Origin of the sequence: Ramlibacter sp. 2FC, from assembly GCF_005503345.1 — a bacterium.
In the GTDB taxonomy this organism is placed as follows: Bacteria; Pseudomonadota; Gammaproteobacteria; order Burkholderiales; family Burkholderiaceae_C; genus SCMQ01.
Window position 1 is genome coordinate 16,024 of sequence record NZ_SCMM01000047.1, and the last position, 19,051, is coordinate 35,074.

The following is a 19,051-nucleotide window of genomic DNA, read 5'->3' on the forward strand; positions in this document are numbered from 1 at the left end:
AGCGCGCCCTATTTGCGGACGACGATATCGGCCTTGGTCTTGCCGACGATGTCGAACAACTCCTTCTGCTCGTCCGCCGGGACCTTGAACTTGTCCAGGGATTTCTTGAATTCCTTGGCCATGACGTCCCATTCCTTCTCACTGATGTTCAAGTGAGCGTGGGAGTCCTTCATGGACTTTCCTGTGTATTTGCACGGTCCGCCCGTGGTCTCGCAAACCAGCTGCGCGACCTGGAACTTGAGGTAGGGCGCCGGTGAGCTCTTGCGACCGGCGTCGATGGCGGGATTCTTGTTGAGCGTCTTGTTGGCCACGAGACGGTTGATGAAGTCGTCGACAACCATCGTGATGCCTTTGAGTCCCCCCAGGCGCTCGTAAAGGGATTTCTGGGCGGCCGGCTGGGCCGATCCCGGTGGCACGAAGCACAAACCCAAAGTGAACGCCGCGGCCAGCACGGCCGACTGCACTAGTTTCATCTCCGCTCCTCCAACGATTCGGGGCCATGAGCCTGATGCGCCGCCATGGGCCCCGGCCATGGCCAGCTCGGTACGAACATCCCAGGCCGCTCAGACCACCCGAAAGACCTCCCAGCGATTGCTGCCGGAAACGACCAGCGGCTCGAGTTCACGGCCCCATTGCTTGTGCGACTCTATGGTCGCCAGCTTGCTCCAGGCGGCGTCGAGTTCGGTGAGGTCGGCCACCGTCACCTCGAGCACCACGGCCGACTCCGGCGCGCCGATCGCGCCGACCAGCAGGCGCAGCTTGTCCTCGGTCCAGCCGATCTGCACGCCGACCTCGCGGCACCATTTGCGTGTGGCGTCGATCACCCCCTGTTTGTGGCCGAAACGGGCTTCGATCTGAAAGCGGGCAATCATCATGAGAGTCTCCTCCATAAAGGCCAACTGGCCCCCTGCCCCGGAGGAACAGGACGGACCACGCAGCGCGGCAGCTGCTCAACCACAGAGCGGCCGGTGGCGCGCGTCAAACGCCTGCGTTCCGAGACCCTCACTTCTTGCGCGGGTCATCTTCCGGATTCACGTAGGTGATGCCCCATGGCCCCACGCCATGAACCTGGACGACGGTCTCCTTGCGGGTCCAGGCAAAGTGGTTGGTCTTGGGCTGCATGACAGCGAAGCTGCCTGCCACCAGCGCCCGCGTCTGGCTCTTGTCCAGTTTGTCGCCCATGCCCATGTTGAACGCGCCCGAAATCACCGTGACATGCTCGACCGCAGGATGCCAGTGCGCCGGCAGCATGTAGTTGGCGGGAAACTTGATGCGGAACGTGAACGGAACCGCCTCGCTCACAGGACCTTCGATGACGGCTATCTTGGCCCCGGGCGGCAGCGAGGGCACGTCGGCCCACTTGAGCTCGCCCGGCACAAGCATCATGTGGGTGTGGGCGGCCGACTGGGAGGCCACGCTGGCCGGCAGCAAGGCGCCGAGCAGAAGCAGCAGCCCAACGGCCACGGGTTTGAGGATCTTCTTCATCGTGTACCTCCTGCGAGCAAGCGCGGCCCGGAAAGGCCTCAAGCCAGCCGTTCCTGCGCTGGGCCCGCTCAGCAGTATGGTGCGCGCCGGCCGATTGATCAAGCTCAGGACCGGCCGCCTGCGACCGAGGCCAGCTCAGCGGCAGATCGCCGTCTGCGGGGCCTTGCCGACCCGCGCGTGGCCACGGTACATGCCCTCGGTATTGAACACCAGGCTCAGCCGGCCCCGGGCATCGACCGCGATCAGGCCGCCCTGCCCGCCGATCGCCGGCAGCACCTTCATGACCAGCTGCTCCGCCGCCGCCTCCAGCGTCTGGCCGCCGTAGGCCATGCGCGCACAGAGGTCGTGCGCCGCCACGGCGCGCATGAACAGCTCGCCGGTGCCGGTGCAAGAGACGGCAGCCGTGCGGTTGTCGGCATAGGTGCCGGCACCGATGACCGGGCTGTCGCCGACGCGTCCGGCCCGCTTGCCGGTCATGCCCCCGGTGGAGGTAGCCGCCGCCAAGTTGCCCCGGGCATCGAGCGCGACCGCACCCACCGTGCCGAGCTTGCGCCCCTCGTCGAGCGGCGGCGGCACGGCAGGCGGCGGCCCGGACGCCAGCGCCCGGCGCCAGTCCGCGCGCCGGGCTTCGGTCGAGAAATAGTCCGGCGCGACCATCTCCAGCCCGCAAGCCTGGGCAAAGGCTTCGGCGCCCGTCCCCACCAGCAGCACATGCTCGCTGCGCTCCATCACGGCCCGTGCGGCGCGCACGGGATGGCGCACCCGGCGCACGCAGGCCACGGCACCGGCGCACAGCGTGGCCCCGTCCATCACGGCCGCGTCCAGTTCGTGCGTGCCCTCCCGAGTGAAAACCGCACCCCGGCCGGCGTTGAACAGCGGACAGTCCTCGAGCATCTCCACCGCCAGGCAGACCGCGTCGAGCGCGCTGCCGCCGCCGGCCAGCAGATGCTGCGCCGCCAGCAGCACGTCCCGCAGGGCCGCGTGGTAGGCCGCCTCCTGCCGCGCGTCGTGGCCGTCGACGGCCGTGGCGCCGGCGCCGCCATGGATGGCAATGACGGGGCGTGGTCGTGCATGCATCACGGATGCAGCTTCAGGGGGCCTCAGCGCGACGCGATGCTTGCGGCAGGGCCGAGGGAATCGGCTCAAAGGCCTTCGGTAACAACCAGATTGGACCTTGCCGTTCGCTCGCGAATGGCCCGAAGAGGCTGATACTCGGGGGACGCCCACCACGCCCGGACTTGGGCCATGCTTGGGAATTCAAGGACCACGCAGCGTTTGGGCGACCAGGCGCCTTCAAGCACCTCTGTCGCTCCACCACGGGCGATGTATCGCCCCCCGTAAGCGGCGATCGTTGCGGGCACTTTCTGACGATACTCCTCGTATCCGGAGCTGTCGACGACCTCCACATCTGCAATCACGTAAGCGGGCATGGCTGCTTCTCCTTGGTGCGGAATCAATCGGGGGCTTGCGGTTCAGCTCAAGCGATTGGGCGGCATTCGCGCTCCCTGCGCATCTGGCGCAAAGCGCCAGACTCAACGCGGGAACGCAAGCCGCAGGCTGATCCGGGAAACCCAGTTTATCCGACGGAACAGACTTTGCGGTATGCCGCGTCGTAGCCGGCAGTCTCGGCGACGCAGCAACCTCATGGCCTGGACGACATCGCCCTTTGCGCACGAAGCATGCGCATATAATTTCCACATTCATCCGCCGGGAGTGCGCCATGCTCCAGTTCGACAAAGCCCCCAAGAAAGCCACCAACCTCTCGCTCAACGCCAAGGTTCTGGAGATGGCACGCGAGCTGGGCATGAACCTGTCGCAAACCGTCGATGCGCTGCTGGCCGAAGAGGTGAAGCGCCGGTATTGGGAAAAATGGCGCGACGACAACAAGGAGGCGTTCGAAGCATACAACGAGCGCGTTCGGCGCGAAGGCCTACCACTGGCCAAGTACCGCAGCTTTGCACGCAGCCTCGGCGACGGAAAGATGCACGACGGCGAACAGAAGGCGACCTGAGCCGATGGCGCGCTTTGATGTCTACCCCAATCCGGACAGCGAAGACCGTATCGCAGTCCCCTACCTTCTCGATGTGCAGAACACATTCGTTGACATCGAGACGCGGGTGGTGATACCGCTGCACGCGGCCAGCCGGTTTCATGCGCGCGTACGCGACCTCAACCCGGATCTGGTGGTACAGGGAAAGAACGTGGTCTTGAACACCGCGGCCCTTGGCGCCGTTCCCTCCAACGAACTGCGGCGCGCGGTGGCCAATCTCGCGCCACAACAGGCCCTCATCCAGGAAGCCCTCGACATATTGCTGGGAGGCTATTGACATGCATCCACGCCCCATCCGCCACCAATACGAAGACTTCATGCGCCATGTGGACACGCATGGCACGCCCAAGACCGACCGCACGGGCACCGGCACCAAGAGCGTGTTCGGCTACCAGATGCGCTTCGACCTCGGCGAAGGCTTTCCGCTGGTGACCACCAAGAAGGTGCACCTCAAGTCCATCATTCACGAGCTGCTGTGGTTCCTCCAGGGCTCCTCGGACAACCACTGGCTGCGCGAGCGCGGCGTGACGATCTGGGACGAATGGGCGCGCGAAGACGGCGACCTGGGACCGGTCTACGGCGTGCAGTGGCGCAGCTGGCCCACGCCCGACGGCGGCCACATCGACCAGATCGCCGAGGTCATCAAGACCCTCAAGACCAACCCGGACTCGCGCCGCATCATCGTCAGCGCCTGGAACGTGGCGGACCTGCCCAAGATGGCGCTGATGCCCTGCCATGCCTTCTTCCAGTTCTACGTCGCGCCATCGCAGGTGGCTGGCGAACCGGCCAAGCTCAGCTGCCAGCTCTACCAGCGCAGCGCCGACATCTTCCTGGGCGTGCCCTTCAACATCGCGAGCTACGCCCTGCTGACCCACATGGTGGCGCAACAGTGCGACCTGGCCGTGGGCGACTTCATCTGGACCGGCGGCGACTGCCACATCTATAGCAACCACCAGGAACAGGTGGCGCTGCAGCTCTCGCGCACGCCCTACCCCTACCCGCAACTCCGCATCCAGCGCCGGCCGGCCTCGATCTTCGAATACGAATACGAGGACTTCGAGGTGCTGGGCTACGAGTGCCATCCGGCGATCAAGGCGCCCGTCGCCGTCTGACCGCCCCTGCCCCACCTGGAGCCGCCCGCTCCCGCGGCGCGGCCACCGCCCCGATGAAACTGCACCTGATCTTTGCCCGAGCCGCCAACGGCGTGATCGGCCTGCGCAACACCCTGCCCTGGCAGCTGCCGGAAGACCTGGCCCACTTCAAGCGCACCACGCTGGGCTGCCCGGTGATCATGGGCCGCAAGACCTGGGATTCGCTGCCGCCGCGCTTTCGCCCGCTGCCTGGCCGGCTCAACATCGTGGTCACGCGACAAGCCGGCTGGCAAGCCGAGGGCGCGCTGCGCGCCGGCTCCATCCCCGAGGCCATGGCCTTGTGCCCGGCTGACGGCGACGCCTGGGTGATCGGCGGCGCCGAGCTGTACGCCCAGGCCCTGCCCCTGGCCAGCAGCGCGGTCGTCACCGAGATCGAGCAGGACTTCGAGGGCGACGCCTTTGCTCCGAACTTCGGCCCGGGCTGGGTAGAGACCGCACGCGAGCGCCATGTGTCGGCCACCGGCCTGGCCTACAGCTTCGTCACCTACCACCACATTCCCGAGGAACACTGAACCATGTCCGGACACGGCTTTCACGTACACGGCCCGCACGACCACGAACTCGAACACGCCCAGCAGGGCCATCACGGCCACGCAGACGAGGACGCCAGCGCCAAGTCCATGACCAACCAGATCGCGCTGTTCACCGCCATCATCGCGACGGTGGGCGCCATCTTCGGCTACATGGGCGGCGCCACCCAGGCCAACGCGGGCCTGTACAAGAACAACGCCGCGATCAAGAAGACCGAGGCGTCCAACCAGTGGAACTACTACCAGGCCAAGAGCAGCAAGCAGAACCTCAGCGAGCTGGCGCTGGAGCTGGCCCCCGAAGGGCGCAAGGCCTTCTACACCGACGAGATCAAGCGCTACAAGACCGAGAAGGCCGAGATCAAGACCGGCGCCGAGAAGCTGGAGGCCGAGGCCAAGGCCTGGGACGACCGCTCGGATGCGCAGATGCACGAACACCACCGCTGGGCCCAGGCCACGACGGCGCTCCAGGTGGCGATCGCGCTGGCCGCGATCGCGCTCTTGACGCGCAGGAAATGGCTGGAATGGGGCATGTTCGCCATGGGCGGCATAGGCGTCGCGATCGGCGGCCTGGCCCTGCTGCATGTCTGAAGCCAAGTCCCCGCCGACCGAGGAAAGCCCGACCATGAAAATTGCCACCTGGAACGTCAACTCCCTCGCCGTGCGCCTGCCTCAGGTGCTGGACTGGCTCGCCGCCCAGCCGGTCGACGTGCTGTGCCTGCAGGAGCTCAAGCTCAGCGACGACAAATTCCCGCTGGTTGAGCTCGAGGCCGCGGGCTACCACAGCGCGGTACTCGGCCAGAAGACCTACAACGGCGTCGCCATCCTGAGCCGCACGCCGCCACGCGAGGTGGTGCGCAACATCGTTGGCTTTGCCGACGAGCAGTCGCGCGTCATCAGCGCCACGCTGGACACGCCGGCGGGCGAGTTGCGCGTGGTCAATGGCTACTTCGTCAACGGCCAGGAACCGGGCAGCGAGAAGTTCGCCTACAAGATGCGCTGGCAGGACGCGTTGCGCGAGCAGGTGCGTGCGGAGCTGTCCGCGCATCCGCGGCTGGTGCTGCTGGGCGACTTCAACGTGGCGCCGGAGGACCGCGACTCCTACGATCCCGAGGGCCTGCGCGAGACCATACACCACACGACCCAGGAGCGCGACCAGTTCAAGGCCCTGCTGGAGCTGGGCCTGCACGACGCCTACCGCCTGTTCGAGCAGCCCGAGAAAAGCTATTCCTGGTGGGACTATCGCATGCTGGGCTTCCAGAAGAACCGCGGCCTGCGCATCGATCACATCCTGGTCAGCGAGGCGCTCAAGGCCAGGGTGCAGTCCTGCAACATCGACCGCGCGCCGCGCAAGAACAAGCAGCCCAGCGACCACGCTCCTGTAGTGGTGGAACTGGCGTAGCCGCCGTCCAACCTCGCATCCGGGGGCGCGCCGCGCCGGGCCGCCCCAAGCGGCCGCGCCGCCCCCCAGTGGGGGGAGGCGGCCGCAGGCCGCGTCGGGGGGCGTCCTACTCCAGGCCCAGCTCCTGGATCTTGCGCGTGATGGTGTTGCGGCCTATGCCGAGCTTGTGCGCGGCCTCGATGCGGCGCCCGCGCGTGCTGGCCAGCGCGGTCAGGATCAGCTTGGACTCGAAGCGGCGGGTCAGCGCGTCCCACACGTCGTGGCGGCCGGCGGCCAGCAAGGCCTGAGCCTCGGCCTCCAGCCCCTGCTCCCAACCCAGGGCCTCGGTGCTGCCCTGCTGCAGCACGGGCAGGGCCTGGGCCAGCGGCGCCTCGGCGGCCGGTACAGGGCTCGCGGCCGGGGCGGACCCAGCCGCCTCGGGCCGCGGCTCGGCGCCCAGGGTCGGCACGTCCAGCACCTCGGGCGGCAGGTCCTTGGCCTCGATCACCTGGGCCGGCGCCATCACCGTGAGCCAGTGGCAGATGTTCTCGAGCTGGCGCACGTTGCCCGGGAAGCCGAAGGCCATCAGCCGGGACAGCGCGGCGTCGGAGATGCGCTTGGGCTCGACGCCGAGCTGGCGCGCGCTTTGCTGCAGGAAATGGCGCGTCAGCATGGCCACGTCCTCGCGGCGCTCGCGCAGCGCCGGCAGGCGCAGGCGGATCACGTTGAGGCGGTGGAACAGGTCTTCGCGGAACACGCCTTCCTTGACGCGCTGCTCCAGGTCCTGGTGCGTGGCGGCGATCACGCGCACATTGGCCTTGACCGCGTTGTGGCCACCCACGCGGTAGAAATGCCCGTCCGAGAGCACGCGCAGCAAACGGGTTTGCAGGTCGAACGGCATGTCGCCGATCTCGTCGAGGAACAGGGTGCCGCCCTCGGCCTGCTCGAAGCGCCCGCGGCGCATGGTCTGCGCGCCGGTGAAGGCCCCGCGCTCGTGGCCGAACAGCTCGCTCTCGAGCAGGTCCTTGGGGATGGCGGCGGTGTTGATCGCGACGAAGGGGCCGTTGGCGCGCGGCGAATGCTTGTGCAGCGCGCGCGCCACCAGTTCCTTGCCCGAGCCCGACTCGCCGGTGATCATCACCGTCACGTTGCTCTGCGACAGCCGCCCGATGGCGCGGAACACGTCCTGCATGGCCGGTGCCTGGCCCAGCATCTCGGGCGCGGCGGCCATGCGCTCCTCGGCCACTTCCTCGCGCTGGCTTTCCTCGACGGCGCGGCGGATCAGCTCCACGGCCTTGGGCAGGTCGAAGGGCTTGGGCAGGTATTCGAAGGCGCCGCCCTGGAAGGCCGAGACCGCGCTGTCGAGGTCGGAGAAGGCGGTCATGATGATGACCGGCAGGCCGGGCAGCTTTTCCTTGACCTTGGTCAACAGGTCCAGGCCCGAGCCGCCGGGCATGCGGATGTCGCTCACCAGCACCTGCGGGCCGCCCTCGCCGCCGTCATGCTCCAGCGCCTGCAGCACCTCACGCGGGTTGGTGAAGCTGCGCGTGGGAAGGTCTTCGCGCAGCAGCGCCTTCTCCAGCACGAAGCGGATGGATTGGTCATCGTCTACGATCCAGATCGGCTTCATGTGCTTAGTGTCCCCTCAGGTCAAACAGGTTACGGCAACGGAATCAGTATCTTGAAATCCGTACGGCCCGGCACGCTGTCGCACTCGATCAGGCCATGGTGCTGCTGGACGAAGGTCTGCGCCAGCGTGAGCCCCAGGCCGGAGCCGCCTTCGCGTCCCGAGATCAGCGGGAAGAAGATGCGGTCCTTGATCGAGTCTGGCACGCCAGGCCCGTTGTCGATCACATGCAATTCCAATGCCAGTCGGTAGCGCTGCTTGCCGAAGGTGACTTGGCGCGCGATGCGCGAGCGGAAAACGAGCTCGGCCTCGCCGGCCGCGATGCCTTCGGCCAGCGCGTGCGCCGCGTTGTGCGCGATGTTGAGCAGGGCCTGGATCAGCTGCTCGCGGTCGCCACGGAACTCGGGGATCGAGGTGTCGTAGTCGCGCACCACGCGCAGGCCGCGGGGGAACTCGGCCAGGATCAGCGAGCGCACGCGCTCGCAGACCTCGTGGATGTTGACGTCGCCCACCACATGCGGGCGGCGGTGCGGCGCGAGCAGGCGGTCGACCAGGGTCTGCAGGCGGTCCGCCTCGTGGATGATGACCTGGGTGTACTCGGTCAGCTCCTTGGACTCCATCTCCATCTCGAGCAGCTGGGCCGCGCCGCGTATCCCGCCCAAAGGGTTCTTGATCTCGTGCGCGAGGTTGCGGATCAGCTCCTTGTTGGCCTGCGCCTGGTCGATCAGGCGCTCCTCGCGGTCCTGCCTGGCCTGGGCCTCCAGCGGCAGCAGCTCGATCACGATCTCGCCGGGCCGCTCGGTCTGCGCCACGATCACGTGCACCGGCAGCGGATCGTGGTGCTGGCGCTTGAGCTGGGCGTCGTAGCGCAGCGCGGCGAACTCGTTGCTGCGCGCGCCCTCGAGCGCGTTGCGCAGCACCTGCGGCTCGGCGAAACATTCGGGGAACTGCGCGCCCTCGATGCTGCGGCGCGACATGCCTATCGCGTCCTCCAGCGCCGAGTTGGCGAACAGGACGACGCCATCGCTGCGCACCACGGCCACCAGGGTGGCCAGCAAATCGAAAGCGAGGAAACGGGAGGGGTGGGGGCTGGGCTTTTTCAAGCCGACTATTTTGACGCAGGCACCGCGACGCCCAGGCGCGCCAGCTCGCGCCTGATGCCCGCGACGTCGCTCTCGCTGCGCGCGACGGCCGCCTTGAGCTCGGCCACGCGATCCAGGTACTTCTGGTGGTTGCGGTGCTCGGGGCCCAGCTTCTCGGGCTCGCCGTTGTTGTATTCCTTGAGCAGCTCGGCGTGGCGCGCCTCGGCCTTCCTCAGCTCGGCCTCCAGGATGGCGCGCGCGTCGGCGTCGCGCGCGCGCTGCTCGTCCGAGCCCACGCGCTGGCCGGGCGCACCCGAAGCCGCCGGCCGCGCCACGGCAGGGGCAGTACCCGAGGCGGCCGGGCGCGTACCCTGCACCACCGTGACGTTGCCGCCCTGCACCAGCTTGCACTGGCGCATCTGGGCCTCGGTGGGCTTGTTGGTGTATTCGTTGCCGCAGCGGTAGATGCGGTCCTGGGCCAGCGCCGGAGCCGGCAGCAGGGCCGACGCGACAGGGATGGAGAACAGCAGGCAGGAGACAAACTTCATGCAATTCCTCGCCTCGACCCGAGGCGTTCGCTGCTCCCGAGTATGGGGCAATTCCGGGACCTTCTCAACGAAAGGGCCACCCCAAACAAAAAGGACGGCTTGCGCCGTCCTTTTCGAGCCACACAGGGGTGTGGATCAGAGCGAGTAGTACATGTCGTACTCGACCGGGTGCACGGCCATGCGGAAGCGCGTGACTTCGGCCATCTTCAGCTCGAGGTAGGCGTCGATCATGGAGTCGGTGAACACGCCGCCCTTGGTCAGGAAGGCGCGGTCCTTGTCCAGGTACTCGAGGGCCTGGTCCAGGCTGTGGCAGACGGTGGGCACCAGCGCGTCCTCTTCCGGCGGCAGGTGGTACAGGTCCTTGGTGGCGGCTTCGCCCGGATGGATCTTGTTCTCCACGCCGTCCAGACCGGCCATCAGCAGGGCCGAGAAGCACAGGTAGGGGTTGGCCAGGGGATCGGGGAAGCGCGCCTCGATGCGGCGGGCCTTGTCGCTGGCGACGTGCGGAATGCGGATCGAGGCCGAGCGGTTGCGGCTGGAGTAGGCCAGCTTGACCGGGGCTTCGAAGCCGGGCACCAGGCGCTTGTAGCTGTTGGTGCCGGGGTTGGTGATCGCGTTCAGCGCGCGGGCATGCTTGATGATGCCGCCGATGTAGTACAGAGCGTAGTCGGACAGGCCGGCGTAGCCGCTGCCCGCGAACAGGTTCTTGCCGTCCTTCCAGACCGACTGGTGCACGTGCATGCCGGAGCCGTTGTCGCCGACCAGGGGCTTGGGCATGAAGGTGGCGGTCTTGCCGTAGGCGTTGGCCACGTTCCACACCACGTACTTGAGCATCTGCGTCCAGTCGGCGCGCTCGACCAGGGTGCTGAACTTGGTGCCGATTTCGTTCTGGCCCGCGCCCGCCACTTCGTGGTGGAACACTTCGACCGGGATGCCCAGCGACTCGAGGATCAGCGACATCTCGGCGCGCATGTCCTGCATGCTGTCGACCGGGGGCACGGGGAAGTAGCCGCCCTTGACCGTGGGACGGTGGCCGCGGTTGCCGCCTTCGAGCTTGGCGCCGGTGTTCCAGGGGGCTTCGTACTCCTCGATCTCGAAGGAGGCTCCGCTCATGTCGTTCTTCCAGCGCACGCCGTCGAAGATGAAGAACTCGGGCTCCGGTCCGAAGTAGGCGGTGTCGCCCAGGCCGGAGGCCTTGAGGTAGGCTTCGGCGCGCTTGGCGATCGAGCGCGGATCGCGGTCGTAGGCCTTGCCGTCGCCCGGCTCGAGCACGTCGCAGGTCAGGATCAGGGTCGACTCTTCGAAGAAGGGGTCGACGTTGGCCGTGTTCGAGTCCGGCATCAGCAGCATGTCGGAAGCTTCGATACCCTTCCAGCCGGCGATCGAGGAGCCGTCGAAGGCGTGGCCGTCGCTGAACTTGTCCTCGTCAAAGTGCGAAATCGGCACGGTCACGTGCTGCTCTTTGCCGCGGGTATCGGTGAAGCGGAAGTCAACAAACTTGACCTCGTTCTCCTTCACCATCTTCATGACGTCTGCGACGCTCTTGGCCATCAGGTTCTCCTGTTTGGATGGGTGGTAAAAACTAAACGTGGACCGGGATGCAGTTTCTGTGCCAGCGCAAGCGGCGGCCAGGCTGGCCGGGAAGCCGGTATTGTGCCTTGACTTGCATGGCGCAAAGGCAGGCAGGCGCAAGTAAAAATAGCCATGCATCCAAAGGATTGAGCCAATATGGTGCATCAATAATGCACCATATTGGGTGCTTTTGTTTAACGCACCAATTCGGGGCCCAATTTTAGGTCAAATGCCTGCAGCCCAATCAGCAGGGCCGCATAGGCCGGCTCCACCAGGGCCGGATCGCCCTTGACGCCGAGCTCGATGTGCCGGCCGTACTGCGGGTGGTCGACGCTGGGCAGGCTGAACACCTTGACGCCGGCATGCTGCTGCTCGATGGACTCCATCAGCGGGGTCAGCGTGGCCTCCATGGCGCCGTAGACGATGATGGATTTCTCGACCCGCGCCCCGCGGCTGAAATGCTGGGCATATTGCTGCTCCAGCACCCACTCGATCATGGGCCAGGCCATGACGGGAAAGCCCGGCACGAAATAGACCGTGCCGCCACGCTCCCCCGCTTCGTGTGAGTCGCTGCCCCCCGAGGGGGGCCGCGCAGCTTGGGACGGCCCGGCGCTGCTCGCCGTGCAATAAAAGCCGGGGATCTTGTTGTAGGGGTTGGGGATGATCTGCGCGCCGCGCGGAAACACCCCCATGTTGAGGCGATGCACGTTGTCGGCGCGGTCCGGCTCGTAGCTCAGGCCTTGCTCGCGCGCCACGTCCTGCATGCGCTCGCGGATCAGGGCCTCGGCCTGAGGGTGTAGCAGCAGGTCCACGCCCAGCGCGCGCGCCGCGCACTGGCGCGTGTGGTCGTCCGGTGTCGCGCCTATGCCGCCGCAGGAAAACACCACCTCGCCGGAAGCAAAGGCGCGGCGCAGTGTGGCGGTGATGCGCTCGGGCGAGTCGCCCACGTACTCGGCCCAGGCCAGCGAGAGGCCGCGCGCGGCCAGCAGCTCGATCACCTTGGGCAGGTGCTTGTCGGCGCGCTTGCCCGACAGGATCTCGTCGCCGATGATGATCAGGCCGAAGGCCTCGGGCTGGCTGCCTGCGGATTCAGGCGCCGGACGGGGGGATGGCTGGGGATTCATCCCGCAATGCTAGCGTCTCGGCGGCCACTGGTTCGACCGGCCGAGCCACGGGCGGCCGCTCGGCGCGCAGGCGCTCCAGCGCCGCCAGGCTGTAGTGCGCGAACCAGAGCGAGGCGAAGGCGAACACCAGGGTGTAGATCCAGATCGCCACCGGCACCAGGATCACGAAGGCCGCCGCGAACAGCGCGCCTGAGGCCCAGACGATGCTGGGCGCCGCGCCCAGGTAGCCCGTGAGCACGCCTATGCCCAGCAGCCAGAGCCGGTGGCGGCGCAGGATTTCCTGGCGCTCGTCCTTGCTCGCATGCTCGGCCAGGGCATCGAAGGCCATGACGCGGTAGGTCAGCCAGCCCCAGATCAGGGGCGGCAGCACCAGGATCAGCGGCGGCACCAGCCACAGCGGCAGGGACAGCACCAGCGCGACCAGGGCCAGCAGCGTGGAGCCGAACGACCACAGCAGGCTCAGCGCCAGCGAGCCGCCGCGCTTGCGCTCGAGATGGGCGAAGCGGCGCTCGGCCACCAGCCTGACCAGGGCCGGCGCCATGGTCAGGCCGACCGCGAGCAGCGAGAACACGACGATCAGCGGCGTGACGGCGAAGATCACGATCAGCGGCGCCAGCACGGTCTTGAGCTGGCCCAGGCCCAGGCCCTCCAGCCACCGCCAGAGCTGGGTCAGCAGGTCCGAGCCCTCGAGCATGGCGCGCACGCCGTCGAGCGCCGGCTCCCAGTAGAGATAACCCAGGCCCAGGGCCAGGGCGACCATCGCCACCAGGGGCAGGAAGGACAGGGCGATCACGCGCGGATGCATGCAGTAAGCCACGGCGCGCCAGAAGGAGTCCAGGAACAGCGTCATGGCGGGAGCATAACCCGAGGTGGCGGCCGGCCCAGGCCGGGCTCTCGCGCACCCGTTCAGGCGCGACCAAGCAGGCGCTTGAGTCCCAGCAGTTGCTGCGCCCAGAAGCCGCGGCCATAGTCCCGCCCCTGCTCCACCTGGTCGCGCACCCCCGTGGGGTCGTAGCGCAGCTCGAAGTTCGCGGTGCCGAACAGCATGTCCCACCAGGGCAGCAGCACGCCGAAATTAAAGCCACCCAGCGTGCCCTTGCCGGCGCTCTCGTGGCCCAGCCCGACGCTGTGGTGCAGACGGTGAAAGCGCGGACTGATCCACAGGCGCTCGCCGACCGGGCCGAACCACAGCCGCAGATTGGTGTGCTGCAGGCTCTCGCTGAGCTGGGTGAAGGCGACGATGGCGACGAACTGGCCCGGCGCCACGCCTATGCCCTGTGCCAGGACCACGATCAGGCAGTCACGCAGCAGGTCGTCCAGCAGGTGGTTGCGGTTGTCGCTCCACATCGTCATCTGGCGCTGCGCGTGGTGCAGCGCGTGCAGCTGCCACCACCAGTGGAAGTGGTGCTGGGCGCGGTGCAGCCAGTAGTCGACTAAATCGAAGGCCACCAGGTAGATCAGCAGGCTGACCAGGGCCTGATCCGTGACGCCGGGCCACAGCTCGTCCAGGTGCCAGGTGTGCCAGCCCGCCACCCGCAGCGCGCCGAACAGATCGTCGAACAGCGGTTCGAGCGTGAGGAACATCGCCACGCGGAACAGTCCCAGCCGGTGGATCAGGGTGTAGAGGATGTCGGTGCGTATTGTCTGGCGGTCGGTCACGGGCTCGACCGGGCGCCAGCGCTGCAGCGGGCCGAACACCGCCACCAGCACGGCGATCTGCAGCAGGCCCACCAGCAGCCAGCCGGTCGCCGTATAGCCGTCCTCCAGCAGGTTGCCCATTCCCAGGGAGAACATGGCGGGCTGCACCAGGGCCTCGAACAGCCACTGCTGCACGGTGGAAAACAGCTCGCTCAGGGCGTCCACGGCAAGCTCAACCGTGCTGGGCGATCCAGCCGCGGTAGGCCGGATGCTGGCGCAGGGTCTCGAAGCAGAAGCCGCGCGCCTTCAATCCCACGATCAGCGGCTCCAGCACCGCCGGCGCCCAGGCTTCGCGGCGCGACCAGATGCCCAGGTGGGCGACCAGGATGTCGCCGGCGCGTATGTCCCTGAGCGCCCGCTCCAGCAGCGCCTCGTTGCTGAATTTCTCGCTCGGCAATTCGTCGCCCAGAAAGCCGGCCGGCGACCAGCCCACATGCTCGTAGCCGCAGGCTCGGGCCGCCGCGAGCAGGCGCGGCGAGGTCTTTCCGCCCGGGGCGCGGAACAGCGGCAGCGGCTTCCTGCCCGTGTGGTCCTCCAGCCGTTCGGCCGCGTAGGCGACGCTCTCGCAGTATTTGGCAGCGTCCCAGGTGAACTCGCGCCCGGCAAAGGCCCCGGCCGAGGGGCGGATGCGAAAGCGTGGTTCGATGCCGGGCAGATCGCCACGCCAGTAGGCATGGTCCCAGGTGTGGGACGCGAACTCGTGGCCCTCGGCCGCGCGCGCCTTCCACCAGGGCGCCCAGTGCGCGCCCAGGCTGCCGTCGCCCTCCTGGGTGCGCTCGTTGGCCGCGAAGAAGGTCACGCGCACCTGCTGGCGGCGCAGCACCTCGGCCACCAGGGGCGCCACGCCCATGTGGCCGGTGTCGAAGGTCAGGTACAGCGGCCGGGTGCAGGCCGGCTGGGGAGTGCCCTGTGCCTGGGCTGCCGTGCCGACCAGGCCGGCCGCGATGCCGAGCGCGGCCAGCGCCGCCTTAAAGGCGCGGCGCATGGTTCAGGGTCCAGACGCCGTGCGGCGACTTGCCCACGCCCACCTGGCGCACCACGTTGCCCGTGGCCATGTCGATCACGGTGAGCTTCCTGGCCCAGCGCGAGGCCACCATCAGGGTCTTGCCATCGGCCGAGACGTCGATGCAGTCCGGGCCCGAAGGCGCCGGGTAGTTGGCGACCACCTGCAGGCTCTGGTAGTCGATCTTGCTGATGCTGTTGGCGACGCGGTTGCTGACCAGCACATGGCGGCGGTCGCCCAGCGCGCGGAAGGCATGGGCGCCCAGGCCGGTGGGAATCTTGCGCACCAGGCGTGCCTCCTTGCCCTTCACGTCGTAGACCTCGACGCCGTCGCCACCGGTCAGGCCGATCAGCAGCAGCCGGTCGTCGGGGGTGGCGAACAGGTCGGCCGGCATGGCGCCGGTCTTGACGCGCCACTTGATGGTCTGGCTCGCCAGGTCGATGGCCACCAACTCGTCGCTGTCCTGCATGGTGGACCAGATGGTCGTGCTCTTGCTGTCTATCCACAGGTGGCTGGGCGTCTTGCCGGTGGAAATGCGCTTGACCAGGCTCATGTCGCGCCCATCCCAGCGGTAGATGTCGATGTGGTTGAGCCGGTTGGCGGCCGTGACGAACCACTTCATGTCGGGCGAAAAGCGCAGCTGATAAGGGTCGACTATGCCGCGCACCGTGCGCTGCACCTCGGCGGTGCGCGGATCGATGAAAGTCAGCGAGTCGCTCAGCGCGTTGGCCACGATGACCGACTTGCCGTCCGGCGTGAGGTAGAGGTGGTGCGGCTCCTTGCCGGTCGGAATGCGCCGGGTCTCGGTCCAGCTGACCGGATCGACCACGCTGACGTCGCCGTCCAGCGAGTTGAGCACGAAAACCGGAGGGGTAGAAGCTTCAGCGGCGGGCGCCAGCAGCGCCCACAGACAGCCCAGCCAGGCCAGGCGACGAAACAGAATTTTCACAAATACACACTTTCACGACGATTTTCGAGTGTATCCGGCGTATGGCACCGGGACGCGCATCTCCCCCTTAACATTCGACGGATGAATTCGGTGGACATCAACGGCATACGCCTAGAAATCGAGCAGATCCCGGCACCCGCGGCGACCGCGGCAGCGCCCCTGGTCTTCCTGCACGAGGGCCTGGGCTCGGTCGCCATGTGGCGCGACTGGCCGGCCCAAGTCTGCGCGGCCACGGGCCGGGCGGGCCTGGTCTATTCGCGCCAGGGTTACGGCCGCTCCGCCCCCACGCCCGATGTGCGCGGCGAGCCGGCCGAGCGCGACGGCCGCCGCAGCGGGCGCCTGCGGCCCGACTACATGCACCGCGAGGCGCTGCAAGTGCTGCCGGCGCTGCTGGAGCGCCTGGAGATCGTGCGTCCGGTGCTGGTCGGCCATTCGGACGGCGCCACCATCGCCCTGCTGCACGCCAGCCGGCACCCAGTGGCGGCCTGCGTGGTGCTGGCCCCCCATGTGATCGTCGAGGAGCTGTCGGTGCAGGCCATCGCCCAGGCGCGCGAAGCCTACCTGTCTGGCGACCTGCGCGCGCGCCTGGCGCGCCACCACACCGACGTGGACTGCGCCTTCTGGCAATGGAACGAGGTCTGGCTCAGCCCCGAATTCCGCGACTTCGACATCCGCCAGGACTGCCGCCGCATCGGTGCGCCGCTACTGGCCATCCAGGGGATCGAGGACCCCTACGGCACGCTGGCCCAGATCCACGACATCGCGGCCGCCGCGCCCCAGGCCCGGCTGCTCGAACTGCCGGCCTGCGGCCATTCGCCGCACCGCGACCAGGCCGGGGCCGTGACCGCGGCGATCGCGGATTTCCTGCGTTCCGCCTGAAGCCTACTCGTCGTCGCCGCCGACCAAGCCGCCCAGCAGCCCGCCGGCCGCAAAGCCGCCGAGCACCGAGCCCTCCTCGCGCCGCCCGCCCTGCTGCGGCGCGGCCGCGAACACGCGGCTGGCCAGGCGGCTGAACGGCAGGCTCTGCAACCACACCGTGCCGGGGCCCGACAGGCGGGCGAAGAACAGGCCCTCGCCGCCGAACAGGGCGGTCTTGACCTTGCCCACGTACTCGATGTCGAAGTCCACGCCCGGCGTGTAGGCCACCACGCAACCCGTGTCCACGCGCAGCAGCTCGCCCGCGGCGAGCTCGCGCCGCACCACGGTGCCGCCAGCGTGCACGAAGGCCAGGCCGTCGCCCTCGAGCTTCTGCATGATGAAACCCTCGCCGCCGAAGAAGCCCACGCCCAGCTTGCGCTGGAAGGCGATCCCCAAGGCCACGCCGCGCGCCGCGCAAAGGAAGGCGTCTTTCTGGCAGACCAGGGTGCCGCCGAGCTGACGCAGGTCCATGGGCATGATCTTGCCGGGATAGGGGGCGGCGAAGGCCAGCTTCTGCCGCGTGGCGCCCTGGTTGGCGTAGACCGTGGTGAACAGCGACTCGCCGGTCACCAGCCGCTTGCCGGCGCCGAGCAGCTTGCCCAGCAGACCGCCCTGGGCGGCGCTGCCGTCGCCGAACACCGTGTCCATGGCGATGCCGGCCTCCATGTACATCAGGCTGCCGGCCTCGCCGATCGCGGCCTCGCCGGGGTCGAGCTCGATCTCGACGAACTGCATCTCGCTGCCGAGCAGCCGGTAGTCGATCACGTCCATGGCCATGGTGCTGTCCTTTCTTTCTCTCGATACAAGTTCAATGTTCAGGCCGCGATGCTGGCCAGCGCCTCGGCCCCCAGCCAGCGCCACTGGCCCGGCGCCAGGTCCGGCGGCAGGCGCAGGCCGCCGATCTGCGAGCGGTGCAGGGCTTCGACCCGGTTGCCCACGGCCGCCACCATGCGCTTGACCTGGTGGTACTTGCCCTCGGTCAGCGTCAGCCGCAGCTGGTGGCTGTCCAGCGCCTCGCAGGCCGCCGCGCGGACCGGCCTGGGGTCGTCGTCCAGCACCACGCCGGCCAGCAGGCGCTGCACCTGGGCCTGGTCGAGCGGGTGCTTGGTCATGACTTCGTAGACCTTGGGCACGTGGCGGCGCGGCGAGCTCATGCGGTGGATGAAGGCGCCGTCGTCGGTCAGCAGCAGCAGGCCCGTGGTGTCCTGGTCCAGCCGGCCCACCGCCTGCACCCCCTGCACCGCACCCTTTTGCGGCCGCTGGCGCAGCGGGCCCGGCAGCAGGGTGTAGACGCTGGGCCAGGTCGAGGGCTTCTGCGAGCACTCGGTGCCCGCGGGCTTGTGCAGCATCAGGTAGGCCTTCTGGTGGAAGGCCCAGTCCGTGCCCTGCACCCTGAAACGCAGGCCCTCGGCCTCGAATTCCTGGGCCGGGTCGGTCTGGATCTGCCCCGCCACCGCCACATGCCCCTGCTGGACCAGGCCCGCGCAGACGCGGCGCGTGCCGAAGCCCTGGGTGTAGAGGATGTCGTCGAGTCGCATGCGGCTCATGCCAGGAAATGCTCCATGGGGGTAGGTCTCGGGTCGGCCGGCAGTGTACCGCCATGACACTATCACCCGGACGGGATTGCGCGATGCGCGACACTACGGCCTTGGACAATGAACGGAACCCCGCCATGAGCCTGTGCGTTGGCCTGTGCCAGATGGACGATTACGGCTACTGCATCGGCTGCGGACGCACCCAGGCCGAAATCGACGGCGGCGAGCCGCCCCCGCCGCAGGATGCTGCGCAGGCCTGCGCCAGCGTCGGCATCGCGCAGCCCGCCGAGGGCGAGCCGCACTGAGGCCGCGGGCCGGCATATCCCGGGCAGGGCTGGGATTCCAAGCAGGGCCGGCATGCACAACGCCCCGCCGGCCACCGAGCGCATCATGCCCAGCAC

24 protein-coding genes are annotated in these 19,051 nt (G+C 67.9%); 8 read left to right on the forward strand and 16 right to left on the reverse strand.

Features of this window, described 5'->3' with window-relative positions; all coding sequences use genetic code 11:
• Positions 1-8: 8 nt before the first annotated feature.
• The 5 genes from FFS10_RS17850 to FFS10_RS17870 all read right to left on the reverse strand — a co-directional run bounded on the left by FFS10_RS17850 (position 9) and on the right by FFS10_RS17870 (position 2,915).
• On the reverse strand, positions 9-464 hold the full coding sequence (locus tag FFS10_RS17850) for a group I truncated hemoglobin (RefSeq protein ID WP_249931339.1): 456 nt from the start codon (positions 462-464) through the stop codon (positions 9-11).
• A gap of 99 nt (positions 465-563) precedes the next feature.
• On the reverse strand, positions 564-875 hold the full coding sequence (locus FFS10_RS17855; protein WP_137895827.1) for a hypothetical protein: 312 nt from the start codon (positions 873-875) through the stop codon (positions 564-566).
• 127 nt (positions 876-1,002) lie between these two features.
• The gene (locus FFS10_RS17860) at positions 1,003-1,485 is read right to left on the reverse strand and encodes a cupin domain-containing protein (RefSeq protein ID WP_137895828.1); all 483 of its coding nucleotides are present in this window, start codon (positions 1,483-1,485) and stop codon (positions 1,003-1,005) included.
• 135 nt (positions 1,486-1,620) lie between these two features.
• Positions 1,621-2,562 carry an isoaspartyl peptidase/L-asparaginase family protein gene (locus FFS10_RS17865; protein WP_137895829.1) on the reverse strand — a complete coding sequence of 314 codons (942 nt, stop codon included), beginning with the start codon at positions 2,560-2,562 and terminating at the stop codon, positions 1,621-1,623.
• Between the two features lie 65 nt (positions 2,563-2,627).
• A complete protein-coding gene (locus FFS10_RS17870; RefSeq protein ID WP_137895830.1) occupies positions 2,628-2,915 on the reverse strand; it encodes a DUF1330 domain-containing protein in 288 nt (95 codons plus the stop codon).
• A 290-nt stretch (positions 2,916-3,205) separates the two neighbouring features.
• On the opposite strand from FFS10_RS17870, the gene FFS10_RS17875 reads away from it, so the two are divergent.
• From FFS10_RS17875 to xth, 6 genes are read left to right on the forward strand one after another with little or no spacing between them, the layout of a single operon-like run.
• Positions 3,206-3,496 carry a type II toxin-antitoxin system CcdA family antitoxin gene (locus FFS10_RS17875; RefSeq protein ID WP_137895831.1) on the forward strand — a complete coding sequence of 97 codons (291 nt, stop codon included), beginning with the start codon at positions 3,206-3,208 and terminating at the stop codon, positions 3,494-3,496.
• 4 nt (positions 3,497-3,500) lie between these two features.
• Positions 3,501-3,812: a CcdB family protein gene (locus FFS10_RS17880; RefSeq protein WP_137895832.1), complete on the forward strand. Its 312-nt coding sequence runs from the start codon at positions 3,501-3,503 to the stop codon at positions 3,810-3,812.
• 1 nt (position 3,813) lies between these two features.
• Positions 3,814-4,647: a thymidylate synthase gene (locus FFS10_RS17885; RefSeq protein WP_137895833.1), complete on the forward strand. Its 834-nt coding sequence runs from the start codon at positions 3,814-3,816 to the stop codon at positions 4,645-4,647.
• A gap of 53 nt (positions 4,648-4,700) precedes the next feature.
• Entirely contained in the window at positions 4,701-5,198 is a 498-nt protein-coding gene (locus FFS10_RS17890; protein WP_137895834.1) for a dihydrofolate reductase, read from the forward strand.
• Positions 5,199-5,201: 3 nt separating this feature from the next.
• A complete protein-coding gene (locus FFS10_RS17895) occupies positions 5,202-5,804 on the forward strand; it encodes a DUF4337 domain-containing protein (protein ID WP_137895835.1) in 603 nt (200 codons plus the stop codon).
• Between the two features lie 34 nt (positions 5,805-5,838).
• Positions 5,839-6,615, forward strand: coding sequence for an exodeoxyribonuclease III (gene xth / locus FFS10_RS17900; protein WP_137895836.1), 777 nt, complete (start codon positions 5,839-5,841; stop codon positions 6,613-6,615).
• Positions 6,616-6,721: 106 nt separating this feature from the next.
• On the opposite strand, the gene ntrC is transcribed toward xth, so the two are convergent.
• From ntrC to FFS10_RS17945, 9 genes are all read right to left on the reverse strand, one after another.
• Entirely contained in the window at positions 6,722-8,224 is a 1,503-nt protein-coding gene (gene ntrC, locus FFS10_RS17905; RefSeq protein ID WP_137895837.1) for a nitrogen regulation protein NR(I), read from the reverse strand.
• A gap of 29 nt (positions 8,225-8,253) precedes the next feature.
• Positions 8,254-9,324 carry a nitrogen regulation protein NR(II) gene (glnL, locus tag FFS10_RS17910; protein WP_249931340.1) on the reverse strand — a complete coding sequence of 357 codons (1,071 nt, stop codon included), beginning with the start codon at positions 9,322-9,324 and terminating at the stop codon, positions 8,254-8,256.
• Positions 9,325-9,329: 5 nt separating this feature from the next.
• Complete coding sequence (locus FFS10_RS17915; RefSeq protein WP_137895838.1) at positions 9,330-9,851, reverse strand: hypothetical protein; 522 nt, start codon at positions 9,849-9,851, stop codon at positions 9,330-9,332.
• Between the two features lie 135 nt (positions 9,852-9,986).
• Complete coding sequence (gene glnA, locus FFS10_RS17920; RefSeq protein WP_137895839.1) at positions 9,987-11,402, reverse strand: type I glutamate--ammonia ligase; 1,416 nt, start codon at positions 11,400-11,402, stop codon at positions 9,987-9,989.
• 215 nt (positions 11,403-11,617) lie between these two features.
• A complete protein-coding gene (locus FFS10_RS17925; protein ID WP_137895840.1) occupies positions 11,618-12,547 on the reverse strand; it encodes a competence/damage-inducible protein A in 930 nt (309 codons plus the stop codon).
• Positions 12,513-13,397, reverse strand: a complete 885-nt coding sequence (locus FFS10_RS17930) for an EI24 domain-containing protein (protein ID WP_137895841.1) — start codon at positions 13,395-13,397, stop codon at positions 12,513-12,515. Before FFS10_RS17930 ends, FFS10_RS17925 begins: the two co-directional genes overlap by 35 nt.
• A gap of 56 nt (positions 13,398-13,453) precedes the next feature.
• Positions 13,454-14,410, reverse strand: a complete 957-nt coding sequence (locus tag FFS10_RS17935; RefSeq protein WP_249931341.1) for a sterol desaturase family protein — start codon at positions 14,408-14,410, stop codon at positions 13,454-13,456.
• Positions 14,411-14,417: 7 nt separating this feature from the next.
• Complete coding sequence (locus FFS10_RS17940) at positions 14,418-15,230, reverse strand: polysaccharide deacetylase family protein (protein WP_137895842.1); 813 nt, start codon at positions 15,228-15,230, stop codon at positions 14,418-14,420.
• The gene (locus FFS10_RS17945) at positions 15,214-16,197 is read right to left on the reverse strand and encodes a YVTN family beta-propeller repeat protein (protein WP_137895843.1); all 984 of its coding nucleotides are present in this window, start codon (positions 16,195-16,197) and stop codon (positions 15,214-15,216) included. Before FFS10_RS17945 ends, FFS10_RS17940 begins: the two co-directional genes overlap by 17 nt.
• An 81-nt stretch (positions 16,198-16,278) precedes the next feature.
• Here FFS10_RS17945 and FFS10_RS17950 point away from each other — a divergent pair, with 81 nt between their 5' ends.
• On the forward strand, positions 16,279-17,076 hold the full coding sequence (locus FFS10_RS17950; RefSeq protein ID WP_137895844.1) for an alpha/beta fold hydrolase: 798 nt from the start codon (positions 16,279-16,281) through the stop codon (positions 17,074-17,076).
• A gap of 3 nt (positions 17,077-17,079) precedes the next feature.
• Here the strand turns inward: FFS10_RS17950 and FFS10_RS17955 are convergent, their stop codons facing one another.
• Together FFS10_RS17955 and FFS10_RS17960 are read right to left on the reverse strand one after the other, a co-directional pair.
• Entirely contained in the window at positions 17,080-17,892 is an 813-nt protein-coding gene (locus tag FFS10_RS17955) for a TIGR00266 family protein (RefSeq protein ID WP_137895845.1), read from the reverse strand.
• 38 nt (positions 17,893-17,930) lie between these two features.
• On the reverse strand, positions 17,931-18,653 hold the full coding sequence (locus tag FFS10_RS17960; protein WP_137895849.1) for a pseudouridine synthase: 723 nt from the start codon (positions 18,651-18,653) through the stop codon (positions 17,931-17,933).
• A gap of 134 nt (positions 18,654-18,787) precedes the next feature.
• On the opposite strand from FFS10_RS17960, the gene FFS10_RS17965 reads away from it, so the two are divergent.
• On the forward strand, positions 18,788-18,955 hold the full coding sequence (locus tag FFS10_RS17965) for a DUF1289 domain-containing protein (protein WP_212744146.1): 168 nt from the start codon (positions 18,788-18,790) through the stop codon (positions 18,953-18,955).
• The last annotated feature ends 96 nt before the right edge of the window (positions 18,956-19,051 follow it).

Coding starts and splice junctions, on each gene's coding strand:
- FFS10_RS17930 (WP_137895841.1), bottom strand. CDS start 13,397: ATGACGCTGTTCCTGGACTCCTTCTGGCGCGCCGTGGCTTACTGCATG.
- FFS10_RS17955 (WP_137895845.1), bottom strand. CDS start 17,892: ATGGCCATGGACGTGATCGACTACCGGCTGCTCGGCAGCGAGATGCAG.
- ntrC (WP_137895837.1), bottom strand. CDS start 8,224: ATGAAGCCGATCTGGATCGTAGACGATGACCAATCCATCCGCTTCGTG.
- FFS10_RS17965 (WP_212744146.1), top strand. CDS start 18,788: ATGAGCCTGTGCGTTGGCCTGTGCCAGATGGACGATTACGGCTACTGC.
- FFS10_RS17875 (WP_137895831.1), top strand. CDS start 3,206: ATGCTCCAGTTCGACAAAGCCCCCAAGAAAGCCACCAACCTCTCGCTC.
- FFS10_RS17925 (WP_137895840.1), bottom strand. CDS start 12,547: ATGAATCCCCAGCCATCCCCCCGTCCGGCGCCTGAATCCGCAGGCAGC.
- FFS10_RS17915 (WP_137895838.1), bottom strand. CDS start 9,851: ATGAAGTTTGTCTCCTGCCTGCTGTTCTCCATCCCTGTCGCGTCGGCC.
- FFS10_RS17960 (WP_137895849.1), bottom strand. CDS start 18,653: ATGCGACTCGACGACATCCTCTACACCCAGGGCTTCGGCACGCGCCGC.
- FFS10_RS17950 (WP_137895844.1), top strand. CDS start 16,279: ATGAATTCGGTGGACATCAACGGCATACGCCTAGAAATCGAGCAGATC.
- FFS10_RS17880 (WP_137895832.1), top strand. CDS start 3,501: ATGGCGCGCTTTGATGTCTACCCCAATCCGGACAGCGAAGACCGTATC.
- FFS10_RS17855 (WP_137895827.1), bottom strand. CDS start 875: ATGATGATTGCCCGCTTTCAGATCGAAGCCCGTTTCGGCCACAAACAG.
- FFS10_RS17870 (WP_137895830.1), bottom strand. CDS start 2,915: ATGCCCGCTTACGTGATTGCAGATGTGGAGGTCGTCGACAGCTCCGGA.
- FFS10_RS17885 (WP_137895833.1), top strand. CDS start 3,814: ATGCATCCACGCCCCATCCGCCACCAATACGAAGACTTCATGCGCCAT.
- FFS10_RS17940 (WP_137895842.1), bottom strand. CDS start 15,230: ATGCGCCGCGCCTTTAAGGCGGCGCTGGCCGCGCTCGGCATCGCGGCC.
- xth (WP_137895836.1), top strand. CDS start 5,839: ATGAAAATTGCCACCTGGAACGTCAACTCCCTCGCCGTGCGCCTGCCT.
- FFS10_RS17895 (WP_137895835.1), top strand. CDS start 5,202: ATGTCCGGACACGGCTTTCACGTACACGGCCCGCACGACCACGAACTC.
- FFS10_RS17860 (WP_137895828.1), bottom strand. CDS start 1,485: ATGAAGAAGATCCTCAAACCCGTGGCCGTTGGGCTGCTGCTTCTGCTC.
- glnA (WP_137895839.1), bottom strand. CDS start 11,402: ATGGCCAAGAGCGTCGCAGACGTCATGAAGATGGTGAAGGAGAACGAG.
- FFS10_RS17890 (WP_137895834.1), top strand. CDS start 4,701: ATGAAACTGCACCTGATCTTTGCCCGAGCCGCCAACGGCGTGATCGGC.
- FFS10_RS17865 (WP_137895829.1), bottom strand. CDS start 2,562: ATGCATGCACGACCACGCCCCGTCATTGCCATCCATGGCGGCGCCGGC.